This window comes from Bradyrhizobium sp. SZCCHNRI2009 (genome assembly GCF_032485115.1).
Lineage (GTDB): Bacteria > Pseudomonadota > Alphaproteobacteria > Rhizobiales > Xanthobacteraceae > Bradyrhizobium.
In genome coordinates this window covers 418,289-431,487 of the sequence record NZ_JAUEUH010000001.1, presented here as the reverse complement: position 1 = coordinate 431,487, position 13,199 = coordinate 418,289, and the positions used below count along the sequence as shown (strand labels likewise).

At 65.8% G+C, this 13,199-nt stretch carries 11 protein-coding genes; 9 read left to right on the top strand and 2 right to left on the bottom strand.

Annotated elements, in window-relative coordinates; genetic code table 11:
• Window positions 1–41: 41 nt before the first annotated feature.
• Window positions 42–860, bottom strand: coding sequence for a putative hydro-lyase (locus QX041_RS01955; RefSeq protein ID WP_315749151.1), 819 nt, complete (start codon window positions 858–860; stop codon window positions 42–44).
• A 113-nt stretch (window positions 861–973) separates the two neighbouring features.
• Between QX041_RS01955 and QX041_RS01950 the strand changes: the two genes are divergently transcribed.
• From QX041_RS01950 to QX041_RS01940, 3 genes are all read left to right on the top strand, one after another.
• Window positions 974–1,936: a LysR family transcriptional regulator gene (locus tag QX041_RS01950; protein ID WP_315715785.1), complete on the top strand. Its 963-nt coding sequence runs from the start codon at window positions 974–976 to the stop codon at window positions 1,934–1,936.
• Complete coding sequence (locus QX041_RS01945; RefSeq protein ID WP_315749150.1) at window positions 1,933–3,183, top strand: Zn-dependent hydrolase; 1,251 nt, start codon at window positions 1,933–1,935, stop codon at window positions 3,181–3,183. Before QX041_RS01950 ends, QX041_RS01945 begins: the two co-directional genes overlap by 4 nt.
• Before the next feature lie 218 nt (window positions 3,184–3,401).
• A complete protein-coding gene (locus QX041_RS01940; protein ID WP_316164356.1) occupies window positions 3,402–4,313 on the top strand; it encodes an NAD(P)-dependent oxidoreductase in 912 nt (303 codons plus the stop codon).
• 323 nt (window positions 4,314–4,636) lie between these two features.
• Here QX041_RS01940 and QX041_RS01935 read toward each other — a convergent pair whose 3' ends face one another.
• Window positions 4,637–5,710, bottom strand: a complete 1,074-nt coding sequence (locus QX041_RS01935) for a tartrate dehydrogenase (protein WP_316164355.1) — start codon at window positions 5,708–5,710, stop codon at window positions 4,637–4,639.
• 158 nt (window positions 5,711–5,868) lie between these two features.
• On the opposite strand from QX041_RS01935, the gene QX041_RS01930 reads away from it, so the two are divergent.
• From QX041_RS01930 to QX041_RS01905, 6 genes are all read left to right on the top strand, one after another.
• Window positions 5,869–6,645: an SDR family oxidoreductase gene (locus QX041_RS01930; protein WP_316164354.1), complete on the top strand. Its 777-nt coding sequence runs from the start codon at window positions 5,869–5,871 to the stop codon at window positions 6,643–6,645.
• A gap of 79 nt (window positions 6,646–6,724) precedes the next feature.
• Window positions 6,725–8,149, top strand: a complete 1,425-nt coding sequence (locus QX041_RS01925) for an amidase (RefSeq protein WP_316164353.1) — start codon at window positions 6,725–6,727, stop codon at window positions 8,147–8,149.
• 225 nt (window positions 8,150–8,374) lie between these two features.
• A complete protein-coding gene (locus QX041_RS01920) occupies window positions 8,375–9,697 on the top strand; it encodes an MFS transporter (RefSeq protein WP_315826380.1) in 1,323 nt (440 codons plus the stop codon).
• 41 nt (window positions 9,698–9,738) lie between these two features.
• Window positions 9,739–10,401: a sulfite oxidase-like oxidoreductase gene (locus QX041_RS01915; protein WP_315715778.1), complete on the top strand. Its 663-nt coding sequence runs from the start codon at window positions 9,739–9,741 to the stop codon at window positions 10,399–10,401.
• Window positions 10,402–10,594: 193 nt separating this feature from the next.
• The gene (locus QX041_RS01910; RefSeq protein WP_315754677.1) at window positions 10,595–10,960 is read left to right on the top strand and encodes a hypothetical protein; all 366 of its coding nucleotides are present in this window, start codon (window positions 10,595–10,597) and stop codon (window positions 10,958–10,960) included.
• 855 nt (window positions 10,961–11,815) lie between these two features.
• Window positions 11,816–13,033: a bifunctional alpha/beta hydrolase/OsmC family protein gene (locus QX041_RS01905; RefSeq protein WP_316164352.1), complete on the top strand. Its 1,218-nt coding sequence runs from the start codon at window positions 11,816–11,818 to the stop codon at window positions 13,031–13,033.
• The last annotated feature ends 166 nt before the right edge of the window (window positions 13,034–13,199 follow it).

The following is a 13,199-nucleotide window of genomic DNA, read 5'->3' as shown; positions in this document are numbered from 1 at the left end:
AGGTCGACGGTAAAGGCTCAATGAGCAGCATGGCTGCCTGATTAGAGGACGGCGAGATCCTTGTTCCTGAGATCGGTGATCAGCATCAGGCCCGGTGCGTGGGTGATGGCGAAGGGCAGCCTGGCCGCAGCGATGACCGCCTGCGGCGTCACCCCGCAGGCCCAGAAGACGGGAATTTCGTCGGCGCCAACCGGCACCGGGTCACCGTAGTCCGGCTTGCTGATGTCGGCGATGCCGATCTGGTCGGGATGGCCGAGATGCACCGGCGCGCCGTGCACGGCGGGAAAGCGCGTCGTGATCTGCACCGCGCGGATCGCCTGCGCCGGCTTGAACGGACGCATCGACACCACCATCGGCCCCGCGAACGGCCCCGACGGCGTGCAGGCGATGTTGGTGCGATACATCGGCACGCGGCAGCCCTGCTCGATGTGGCGGATCGGCAGGCCGTCGGCCATCAGCGCCTCCTCGAAGGAAAACGAGCAGCCGAGCACGAAGGCGACGAGGTCGTCGCGCCAATGCGCCATGAGATCGGTCGGCTCCTCGACCATCTCGCCATCGCGCCAGACGCGATAGCGCGGCACGTCGGTGCGGATGTCGAGATCGGCGCCGAGCGCCGGAATGAAAGGATTGCCCGGATCGGACATGCCGATGATCGGGCACGGCTTCGGGTTGAGCTGGCAGAAGCGGTGGAAGGCGCCGGCGTACTGCTCGGGGATAACAGCCAGATTGCCCTGGACGAAGCCGTTGGCGACGCCCGCCGTGCTCCAGCCCCTGCCCGCGCGATAATCCAGGCGGGCCCGATGGCTCGGGAGAAGATCCGTCTCGCCGGCTGATTGCTGCACTGCCGCAGAAACAGTCATTTGTGCCACTTGCCTAATATCTCGACAAACTCACTGAACATCAGCCATGCTATAAAGTCTAATCTTCGTTTTTAATCAGGATCGATAAGACGAATTGATCCGAGCGGGGCGCGATGCTGGATTTCCGTTCCATCGAGACCTTCCTCTGGGTCGTGAAGCTTGGCAGCTTCCGCGGCGCGGCGCAGCGCCTCAATACGACCCAGCCCGCCATCTCCCAGCGCATCGCCCAGCTCGAGCGCGAGCTCGGCGTCAAGCTACTCAACCGTGATCATCGCGTGGCGTCCCCGACCGCGAGCGGCCGGCAGATGCTGGTCTATGCCGAGAAGCTGATCGGCCTGCGCGCGGAGATGCTGGCCGAGGTCGGCGACCGCTCGGCGATGCGCGGCGTGCTCCGGCTCGGCGTCGCCGAGACCATCGTGCACGACTGGCTGCCGCGGCTGATCAAGAGCGTCAACGAGAGCTATCCGAATCTGTCGCTGGAGATCGAGGTCGACGTCACGCCCCATCTGCACGCGCGCCTGCTGGCGCAGGAGATCGAGCTCGCCTTCGCGCTGGGCGCGCCCTCCGAGTCCGGCATCCGCAGCCGCGTGCTGTGCGACTATCCGATCAGCTTCCTCGCCAGCCCTGCCCTCGGCTTCGGCACGGGCGTGGTCACCGCCGAGCAGATGGCGCGGTTTCCGATCATCACCTTTCCGCGCAACACCCAGCCCTATGACAATGTGCGTTCGCTGTTCAACCGCCCGCATCTGCCGCCGATGCGGCTGCACGCCAGCGCCTCGCTGGCGACCGTGATCCACATGGCGGTCGAGGGGCTCGGCGTCGCCGTCATTCCGGCCGCGATCGTCGCCAACGAGATCGAGAGCGGCCGCCTGCAGGAGTTGAAGACGGACCTGAGGATTCCACCGCTGACCTTCACCGCGAGCTGGCTGTCGTCGCCCGAGATGATCGCGATCGAGCGCGTCGCCGAGCTCGCAGTCCGGACGGCGCAGACGGCCAGCCATCCCTCTGCATCGGTTGACGGGCTCGTCGCGGCGCGCGATGGACAGGATGCCGGAGTACAGGGAATTCAAGCATGAGCCGCGCCGTCACCAATCTGCAGATCGATTCCGCCCGCCTCTGGGACAGCATCCACGAGACCGCCAGGTTCGGCGCCACGCCGAAGGGCGGCGTGCGGCGGCTGACCCTGAGCCAGGAGGACAAGCAGGTCCGCGACTGGTTCCGGAAAGCCTGCGAGGATGCCGGGCTCGAAGTGCGCGTCGACACGCTCGGCTCGATGTTTGCACTTCGCAAGGGGCGCGACATGGCGAAGCCGCCGGTCGGGCTCGGCTCGCATCTCGACACCCAGCCCACGGGCGGCAAGTTCGACGGCATTCTGGGCACGCTCGGCGCGCTGGAGGTGATCCGCACCCTCAACGACGCCGGCATCGAGACCGACGCGCCGCTGTGCATCGTCAACTGGACCAATGAGGAAGGCTCGCGCTTCGCGCCGGCCATGATGGCCTCGGCTGCCTATGTCGGCGACTTCACGGTTGAGGACATTTTGTCGCGGACAGATGCCGCAGGCATGACCGTGGGCGCGGCGCTGGACGAGATCGGCTATCGCGGCGCGACGGCCGTCGGCACGCAGAAATTCTCCGGTTTCGTCGAGCTGCACATCGAGCAGGGTCCGATCCTGGAGGCCGAGAACAAGACCATCGGCGTGGTCGACCACGGCCAGGGCGTGTTCTGGTACGACGGCAAGGTCACGGGCTTCGAGAGCCATGCCGGCTCGACGCCGATGCCGCTGCGCCGCGACGCGCTGCTGGCGCTGTCGGAGTTTGCGCTGACCCTGGAGCAGATCGCGATCAAGCTCGGGCCGAACGCGGTCGCGACCATCGGCGAGGCCGTCATCGCCAATCCCTCGCGCAACGTGATCCCCGGCGAGATCGCCTTCACCATCGATTGCCGCAGCGCCAATGCCGATACGCTGGACGCACTCGATGCCAGCCTGCGCGCGGCCGCGGGTGAAATTGCGAAGAAGCGCCGCGTCGAGATCGCGATCGACCAGGTCTGGCGCAAGCCGCCGACGCATTTCGATCCGAAGCTGGTCGATGCCGTCGAGCGCGCCGCCGGCACGCTCGGCTATTCGCACCGGCGCATCACGTCGGGAGCGGGCCACGACGCCTGCAATCTGAACACGATCATGCCGGCCGCCATGGTGTTCGTGCCCTGCAAGGACGGCATCAGCCACAACGAGCTCGAGGATGCCACCCAATCCGACTGCGCCGCCGGCGCCAACGTGCTGTTGCACACCGTGCTATCGCTGGCGGGCGTGGCGTCGTGATCTACTGCTTCAATCTACTCCAATATCAATGATCAATCATAAGCCTGAATAGCGCGGGCACGCTGGGCTCCCCTCCCCCTTGCGGGGAGGGGTCGGGGGTGGGGGTCCACAACGGCGGTGTCGCCCGGGGCTACCCCCTCCCCAACCCTCCCCCACAAGGGGGGAGGGAGTTCGCCTCTGTTGCCGCACTAGCCAGGCAGGACAACTAGGAGGTATCCGTGCGCGGAGTATTCATCGACGCCAACGACTCGCTGGCCGAGATCTTCGAGCGGCAGCGCAAATCGGGCGATCCCGAGATGCGCGTGCATCTCGATCCGGACATCAAGCCGGAGGACTGGCCCACGATCCTCGACGGCGCCGAGATCGGCGTGGTCGATCACACCGCCCTGCCCACCGAGGTCGCGAAGCAGTGCAAGGGCCTCAAGCACGTCGTCTTTCTCGGCACCGGCGCGCGCAGCTATATGAACCCCGAGGAGCTTAGCCAGCTCGGCATCACCGTGCATTTGATCAAGGGCTATGGCGACACGGCGGTTGCCGAAGCCGCCATTGCGCTGATGTGGGCCTCGGCGCGCGGCATCGCGCAGATGGACCGCGAGATGCGCGCCGGCAACTGGCTGCGCGACGACGGCATGCAGCTGACCGGCAAGACGCTCGGCCTGATCGGCTTCGGCGGCATCGCCGCCGAGGTCGCGCGCATCGCGTCGGGCAGCGGCATGAAGGTGATCGCCTGGAACCGCTCGCCGAAGAGCCATCCGGGCGTCGACTTCGTCAACCTCGACACGCTGCTGCAGCAGAGCCATGTCGTCTCGCTGCACCTCCTGCTCAACGACGAGACCCGCGGCTTCCTGTCGCGCGAGCGCATCGCGCAGATGCGCAAGGGCGTGATCTTCGTGAACACCGCCCGCGCCGCCATCATCGACGAGGCCGCGATGATCGACGCCCTGCGTTCCGGCCACATCCGCCACGCCGGCCTCGACGTCTTCAACACCGAGCCGCTGCCCGCCGGTCACGTGCTGACCACGATCCCGAACGTGACGCTGTCCGCGCACTCGGCCTTCCGCACCCCGGAGGCGAGCGAAAACCTGATCCACGCCGCGTGGGAGCACTGCCGGCGGGTGGCGGCAGAGTAAACGCTCTCTCCTCCGTCATTGCGAGCGCAGCGAAGCAATCCAGAGTCCCGCGGCGACCCTGATTGCTTCGTCGCTGCGCTCCTCGCAGTGAGGTTGTTGGTCGAGCTGTCGCCTAAACTACCACTGTCGTCCCGGCGAATGCCGGGATCATACCGCGTGATTGATCGAGAGCGGACGGTGGCAATCGCGTAGGGCGGATTAGCGCAGCGTAATCCGCCGTCGTCCAGCAACGATTAGTAAGGCGGGTTACGCTCCGCTAATCCGCCTTACGAACCGTGGCTATGCAACCCGGCGTTCGCCGGGGGCGACAACAAACAGCGTTCCTAGTCCACCATCTCCGCGACCGCCTTGCCGCACGCCACCGTGTCGGCATTGCCGCCGAGATCGCGCGTGCGCAAGGTGCGCTCGGCGAGCGTACGCTCGATCGCGCCGACGATCGACTGCGCCGCGGTCTTCTCGCCGAGATGCTCCAGCATCATCGCGCCCGACCAGATCATGCCGATCGGATTGGCGATCCCCTGCCCCGCGATATCGGGCGCCGAGCCGTGCACCGGCTCGAACACCGACGGGAAACGGCGCTCGGGATTGATGTTGCCCGACGGCGCGATGCCGATGGTGCCGGTGCAGGCCGGGCCGAGATCGGACAGGATGTCGCCGAACAGGTTGGAGCCGACGACGACGTCGAACCAGTCCGGGTGCAGCACGAAGTTCGCGGTGAGGATGTCGATGTGGTACTTGTCCCACTTCACGCTCGGATAGTTCTTCGCCATCGCCTCGACGCGCTCGTCCCAATACGGCATCGTGATCGAGATGCCGTTGGACTTGGTCGCCGAGGTCAGATGCTTCTTCGGCCTGGACTGTGCAAGCTCGAAGGCGAACTTCAGGATGCGGTCGACGCCGGTGCGGGTCATCACCGTCTGCTGCGTCACGAACTCGCGGTCGGTGTCCGGAAACATGCGGCCGCCGACCGAGGAATACTCGCCCTCGGTGTTCTCGCGCACCACCCAGAAATCGATATCGCCGGGCTTGCGGCCAGCCAGCGGCGACGGCACGCCGGGCATCAGGCGCACGGGCCTGAGATTCACGTACTGATCGAACTCGCGGCGGAACTTGATCAGCGAGCCCCACAGCGAGACGTGGTCCGCGATCTTGGCCGGCCAGCCGACGGCGCCGAAATAGATCGCGTCATGGCCGCCAATCTGCGCCTTCCAATCGTCCGGCATCATCTGGCCGTGCTTCTCGTAGTAGTCGTAGCTCGAGAAGTCGAAATGGTCGAACTGCACGGCGACGCCATGCTTCTTGGCGGCGGCCTCGATCACGCGAATGCCCTCGGGCATGACCTCCTTGCCGATGCCGTCGCCGGGAATGACTGCGATGCGATAGGGCTTCTTGCTCATCGAGCGGATCCTCAGATGGTGCTGCCGGACTGTCCCGGCTGAAATCGTCGACGCCTGAATGGACCAAACGACGGCCCAGCGCAACGCTGCGGTGCAAGATTGACCGCATGGCTGACGCCCCCGACAATCCGGTCTCCCTCCCCTCAGCGAGAGCCTCCATGGACCTTCATCTGCGCGGCAAGCGCGTTCTCATCACCGGCGCGTCCAAGGGAATCGGCGCCGGGGCGGCCGAAGCCTTTGCCGAGGAAGGCTGCCACGTCCGGCTCGCTGCGCGCAGCGGCGACCGCCTTTCCGCCCTGGTCGAGCAGCTCCGATCGAAGCACCAGATCGATGCAGCCGCGCATGTGGTGGACCTGCGGAAATCCGAAGACGTCGCGCGGCTGGCGCAGGAGGCGTCCGAGATCGACATTCTCGTCAACAATGCCGGCGATATTCCGGGCGGCGCGATCGACAAGATCGACGAGGCGGCCTGGCGGCATGCCTGGGACCTCAAGGTGTTCGGCTTCATCAACCTGACCCGGCTGGTCTATGCCCAGATGAAGGCGCGCGGCGGCGGCGTGATCATCAACGACATCGGCGCGGCCGGCGAGAAGTTCGACGCCAACTACATCTGCGGCAGCGCCGGCAATGCAGCGTTGATGGCCTTCACCCGCGCGCTCGGCTCCAAGAGCCTCGCCGACAACATCCGCGTCGTCGGCATCAATCCCGGGCCGGTCGGCACCGATCGTCACGTCACCCTGTTGAAGACGCGGGCCCGCGATCTGTTCGGTGACGAGAGCCGCTACACGGAGTTCCAGAAAAGCCTGCCGCTCGGCCGTCCCGCGCATGTCAGCGAGATCGCCGACCTGATGGCGTTCCTGGCCTCGGACCGTGCCGGCTACACCTCCGGCGTGATCTATACCGTCGATGGCGGCATCAGCGCAGGGTGGGGTTGATCGCCGCGACCTTTCCACCTCAGCCGAAACGTGATCTACAGCGAAGCGCCGGGACGCTTGCCATCAGGAGAACTAAGCTTTGGCCGACCAGGGATTGATCCGCGAGAGCGCCTGCGCCGTCGTCGACAAGTTGAAGTCCGGCAAGGTCACGCCGCTGGATTGCCTCGACGCGCTGGAAGCGCGCATCGCAGCCGTCGACGGCAAGGTCAATGCGCTGCCGACGCTGTGCTTCGATCGCGCGCGCGATCACGCCAAGGCGCTGATGCAGAAGCCGGCTGCCGAGCGCGGCGTGCTGGCCGGGCTGCCCGTGCCGATCAAGGATCTCACCGACGTCGCCGGCGTGCTCACCACCCAGGGCTCGCCGATCTTCAAGGACCGAATTCCGGAACGCTCCGATCTCATGGTCGAGCATCTCGAAGCCAATGGCGGCGTGATCTACGCCAAGTCGAACACGCCGGAGTTCGGCGCCGGCGCCAACACCTTCAACGAGGTGTTCGGCGCGACGCGCAATCCCTGGGACACGTCCCGCTCGGCGGCCGGCTCCTCCGGCGGCGCCGCGGTGGCGCTCGCCACCGGCATGGCCTGGTTGGCGCACGGCTCGGACATGGGCGGCTCGCTGCGCAACCCCGCCAGCTTCTGCGGCATCGTCGGCCTGCGCCCGAGCTTCGGCCGCGTCGCGAATACGCCGACGGTGACCATCGACCGCAATCTCGCCGTCCAGGGCCCGATGGCCCGCAACGTCGCGGACCTCGCGCTGCTCTTGGACGCGATGAGCGGCGAGCACGTCGCGGATCCGATCTCGCTGCCCTCGCCTGCGACGTCGTTCCTGGCCGGCGCGCGCTCCGGCCAGAAGCCGGTCCGCGTCGCCTACTCGCCCGATCTCGGCATCACGCCCGTCGATCCCGAAGTCGCTGCCGTCACCCGCAAGGCGGCGCAGCGCTTCGCCGAGCTCGGCGTGATCGTCGAGGAGGCGCATCCCGATTTCAGCGAGGCGCATGAATGCTTCCACGTGCTGCGCGCGCTCGACTTCGCGATGAGCAAGGCGGAGCTGCTGCGCACCAAGCGCGACCTGCTCAAGCCCGAGGTGATCTGGAACATCGAGGAAGGGCTGAAGCTCACGGTCGCGCAGATCGCGCGCGCCGAGGCGCAGCGCGTCGCGATCACCGCGCGCGCGGTGAAGTTCTTCGAGACGTATGATCTGCTGCTGGCGCCGGCGACCATCGTGCCCCCCTTCCCGGTCGAGAACCGCTACGTCGCCGAATGCGCCGGGCAGAAGTTCGACAACTACGTGCAATGGCTCGGCATCGTCTATGCGATCACGCTGGCCTGCTGCCCAGCCCTGTCGCTGCCCTGCGGCTTCACGGAAACGGGCCTGCCGATCGGCCTGCAAATGATCGCGGCGCCGCGCGCCGACGCCAAGCTGCTCGCTGGCGCCAAGTTGCTGGAAGATGTTCTTGGCGTGGCCAGCTCGACCCCGATCGATCCGCGCGCGCCGAAGGGCTAGTTTGGTCGGCGGCCTCATGGTTCGAGAGGCGCCTTGCGGCGCGCCTCACCATGAGGATCGGGACTTGCTTTCGTGGCGCGATGGCCGACGAACGGGGCTTTTCTTCAAGGCCGCCATCCGCCGAGTTCCATGCTCTGAACAGGGGACCCATGTCCGTTATCGGCTGTTGGCAATCCGGGCAGCTGCCGTAGAAGGGCCGCAAATCATGCTTGCCGGAGACCGGATATGACAGACGAGGCGCTGCTGCCTGCCGCGGACACTACCACATTCACCGACGTCGAGCGGCGCATCAAGGCGATCCTGATCGGCTCGGCCGGCAACCTGGTCGAGTGGTACGATTTCTATGCCTATACGGCGTTCGCGCTGTACTTCGCGCCGGCCTTCTTTCCGTCGAAGGACCCGGTGGTCGAGCAGCTCAACGCCGCTGTCGTGTTCGCCGCGACGTTCCTGATGCGCCCGCTCGGCGGCTGGCTGTTCGGCTATCTCGCCGATCACCATGGCCGGCGGCTGTCGCTGACCGTCTCGGTGCTCTGCATGTGCTTCGGCTCGCTGATCATCGCGGTGACACCGACCTATGCCACCATCGGCATCGCCGCGCCGATCATCCTGGCGCTCGCCCGCGTGATCGAAGGCCTCAGCCTCGGCGGCGAATATGGCGCCAGCGCCACCTATCTCTCCGAGGTCGCCGACGCCAAGCATCGCGGCTTCTATTCGAGCTTCCAATATGTCACCCTGATCGGCGGGCAGCTCACCGCGATCATCGTGCTTTTGCTGTTGCAGAAGGTGTTCCTGACCCCGGAAGAATTGAGAGCCTGGGGCTGGCGCATTCCGTTCGCGATCGGTGCCGGCCTCGCAATCTTCGTCGCGGTGATGCGGCGGAACCTGCACGAGACCGAAGCCTTCGTGGAGGCCAAGAAGACCGTAGGCCCTTCCGGCTCGATCACCGCCCTGTTCAAATATCCGCGGGAGCTGCTGCTGGTGGTCGGCCTGACCGCGGGCGGCACCGCCGCGTTCTACACCTTCACCACCTACATGCAGACCTTCGTGAAGCTCTCGGTCGGCCTCACCGAGGACCAGACCACGATGGTGATCTTCGGCTCGCTGCTGTTCGCCTGCGTGCTGCAGCCGCTGTATGGCGCGATCTCCGACCGCATCGGTCGCAAGCCGCTGCTGATCTTCTTCGGCGTCGCCGGCACCTTGTCGACGATCCCGATCCTGACGGTACTGAAGGGCACCAAGGAGCCGTTCACAGCTTTCCTGCTGATCTGCGGCGCCTGGATCTTCACGGCGGGCTACACCTCGATCAATGCGGTGGTGAAGGCCGAGCTGTTTCCGACCAATGTCCGCGCGCTCGGTGTCGGCCTGCCCTATGCAATCACCGTATCGCTGTTCGGCGGCACCGCGCCGGCGATCGCCCTCTACTTCAAGAGTATAGGGCACGAGACGTGGTTCTATTATTATCTCACCGGCGTGATCTTCCTGTCGCTGCTGATCTATGCGACCATGCGCGACACCAAGCATGCGTCCGCGATGCACCGGCACGAATGAGCCCGCACGAAAAAGCCCGCACGAATTGACGAGGTGTCGAGATGGCCGACGAGTCCAGCCTGCCGCCCGAGAGCAAGCTGACCCGCAGCAAGGAACGCTGGGCGCGCGAGGGCAAATTCCTGACCGGCCGCATCATCAGGCCGGAGGACCAGCGCCTGCCGCCGGGGCAGCATCTGACCCGCGACTGGCCGGTGCTCGACCTCGGCCTGACACCGTCGGTCACATCAGAGCGCTGGCGACTCGATGTCTATGGCGCCGTCGAGAACCCGCTGTTCTGGGACATGCGCGCCTTCCTCGCCCAGGAGCAGCGCCAGTTCGTCTCCGACATCCACTGCGTCACGACCTGGTCGCGCTACGACAATCAATGGGAAGGGCTCGCCACACGTGACCTGCTCGCCGCCTGCCGGCCGCGTGACAGCGCTGAATTCGTCGTGCTGCATTCCTATGACGGCTACACGACGAACCTGACGCTCGAAGACTTCGCGACCGAGGATGCGTTGCTCGCGCATAGCTGGTCCGGCGCGCCGTTGACTGGAGAGCATGGCGGCCCCGTGCGCGTCGTCGTGCCGCATCTGTATTTCTGGAAGAGCGCGAAATGGCTGAAGGCGATCGAGTTTCTCGAGGCCGACAGACCCGGCTATTGGGAGGTGCGAGGCTATCACAACCGCGGCGATCCATGGGCCGAGCAGCGCTATTCGGACTGACGGGCTCGCGTATCGACACGCCCGCGGAGCCGTAGGGCGGGCAAAGACGCGGAACGCGTCGTGCCCACCATCGCCCCGCCGATGAGAAAAGATTGGTGGGCACGCTTCGCTTTGCCCACCCTACGGACTGCATGCTATCGCTTCCGACCCGAAGCGCGGTCACCGCGATATCCGAACGTGCCAGAGATGCAGCATGGAGTTCACCTCAGAAACCGGCAAGATCCCCAAAGGCTATGGGTACCTTCTCAAGCCGAGCGTCATCCTCGCCGCACTGACCGCAAGAGATCTCGGCGGCATTCGCATCCACCTCGTTCGCAGCCACGGCAGGCGTCTGTTCGATGCACGATATCGGCCGCCGGACGGCGACATTCCTTACGAGCGTCTCAACATCAAGGTCGGCACCGCGCACGAGCGGGATTTACCCCCACTCCGCCGGCAAGCGAAGGACGAAGCGCTGCCGGCGCTCGTCCGATGGATTACCGATCTCGTCTCGCAGGACCTGCCGACCGCGATCCGGCATGGCGAACAGGAGATCGAGCTCCTGCCTCCGCGAGACTGATCGGCGCCTGGTCGTGAGATCGATCGCTGGTCCGGGCCGACCGCAGTCCAATCGCATATTGACCTACGTCGTAACGAACCATCACACCAGTTACTCCGTCATGCCCGGGCTCGTCCCGGGCATCCACGTCGTTCCCAGCATGCCGAACGGCGTGGATGGCCGGGACAAGCCCGGCCATGACGACCTGGAGACAGGCGGCACAAAACTCCGTTCGTCAAATGCGACAGCCCTCGGTCTGACCGGAAGGTGTTGGCGTCAATCATGTGGTCCCACGTCCAGCCTCGCCCCCTAAATAATCTCCCCTTGCGTTTTTCTGAAAATCGTGATTTACTCCTCGCCATCCCGCCTCGTTGCAGAGGGGCGTATCGCGATCGTCACGGACGTGGAGCGCGGGATGCGGTGGGCGCGACGGGTCGCAGCATGGTCTTCCGTGCGGACGAACGATCCGGTGCGCACGGTGAAATCGTGTGGTCTCGGCGCCGCGGTGCTGGCGTCAAGTCGTGGTGCGGATGACGCGCATCGCGATGACGGGGGCAAGAAAGCCGTTCCCCGGAGAGAGCACGTATAAGCCGTTCCAACCATTGCGCAGGGAAGGCCGGGATGTCCTCAGCCGTACCTGTGGTTCTGCCGCCTGCATTTTTTCCGCAGGCGGGCCATGGGGGCGGCAGGCTCCCGACCTTCCCTGCGCCCTCTTGTTTCAAGAGGGTGGAAGATCCGCGGAGCTCGGGCCGTGCAGGCCGCGAGGGTATGCCACCATGTCTGCGCGTATGGCCAGATCTGTTGTATGACAACGGGGAACGATGCCGTGTCATCGCCTCGCACGGCGGTGAAGACGCAACGGATGGAGACCACATCATGCCGACCGAACGTTTCCAGTTTGAAGGCGCAGGCGGCGACAAGCTCTCCGCGGCGCTCGATCTGCCTGATGGCGCGCCGCGGGCCTATGCGCTGTTCGCGCATTGCTTCTCCTGCGGCAAGGACACGCATGCGGCGCGGCGCATTGCCATGGCGCTGACGGCCCATGGCATCGCCGTGCTGCGGTTCGACTTCACCGGCCTGGGCTCCAGCGAAGGCGACTTCGCCAACACGACGTTCTCCTCCAACGTCGCCGACCTCGTCCGCGCCGCCAATCATCTGCGCGAGACCCGACAGGCGCCGGCGATCCTGATCGGCCACAGCCTCGGCGGAGCTGCCGTGCTGGCCGCCGCCGGCGACATTCCCGATGCGAAAGCCGTGGTGACGATCGCGGCGCCCTCGGACCCGGGCCACGTCACCGCGCTATTCAAGGACAGCCTCGAGGCGATCCGCCGCGACGGCTCGGCCGAGGTCTCGCTCGCGGGCCGTCCGTTCCGCATCAGCAGCTCGTTCCTCGACGACGTCGTCGAGCAGCGCCTGCTCGACAGGGTCAAGCATCTGCACAAGGCGCTGCTGGTGATGCACTCGCCTGTCGACGACACCGTCGGCATCGACAACGCGACGAAGATCTTCGTCGCCGCTAGGCATCCGAAGAGCTTCATCTCGCTCGATCACGCTGATCATCTCATCAGCAGGAAGGAGGACGCAGCCTACATCGCCGAGGTGATCGCGAGCTGGGCCCGCCGTTACGTCGCGCCGGCGGCCGCCGAGCCGGCAGCCAAGGATGGTCCGCGCGACGTGGTCGTGCGCGAGACCCGGTCGAGCAAGCTGCAGCAGGCCATCGCGCTCGGCCCGCATCATCTCACCGCCGACGAGCCGCTCTCGGTCGGCGGCCAGGACACCGGCCCGGGCCCCTACGACCTCCTGCTCGCGGCGCTCGGCGCCTGCACCTCGATGACGATGCGGCTCTATGCCGACCGCAAATTCCTGCCGCTCGACCGCATCACGGTCACCTTGCGCCACAGCAAGATCCATGCGGAGGACTGCGCGGAGTGCGAGACCAAGGTCGGGCTGATCGATCAGCTCGACCGCGAGATCCACCTGGACGGCGCGCTCGATCAGGAGCAGCGCAGGAAGCTGATGGAGATCGCCGACAAATGCCCGGTGCACCGGACGCTGACGTCGGAGATCCGTATCGTCACGCGCGCGACGGAGTGAGCTCATTCGACTGAGTCACAACCACCGCATTCCGGGGCAAGGCCGTGAGGCCTTGAACTCGGAATCCCGAGATTGTCTTGCGTCCATTTCCGGCAATGTCGAGATTCCGGGTTCAATCGCCGACGCGCAGCCGCTTCGCGACTTCGCATCGACGATTGCCCCGGAA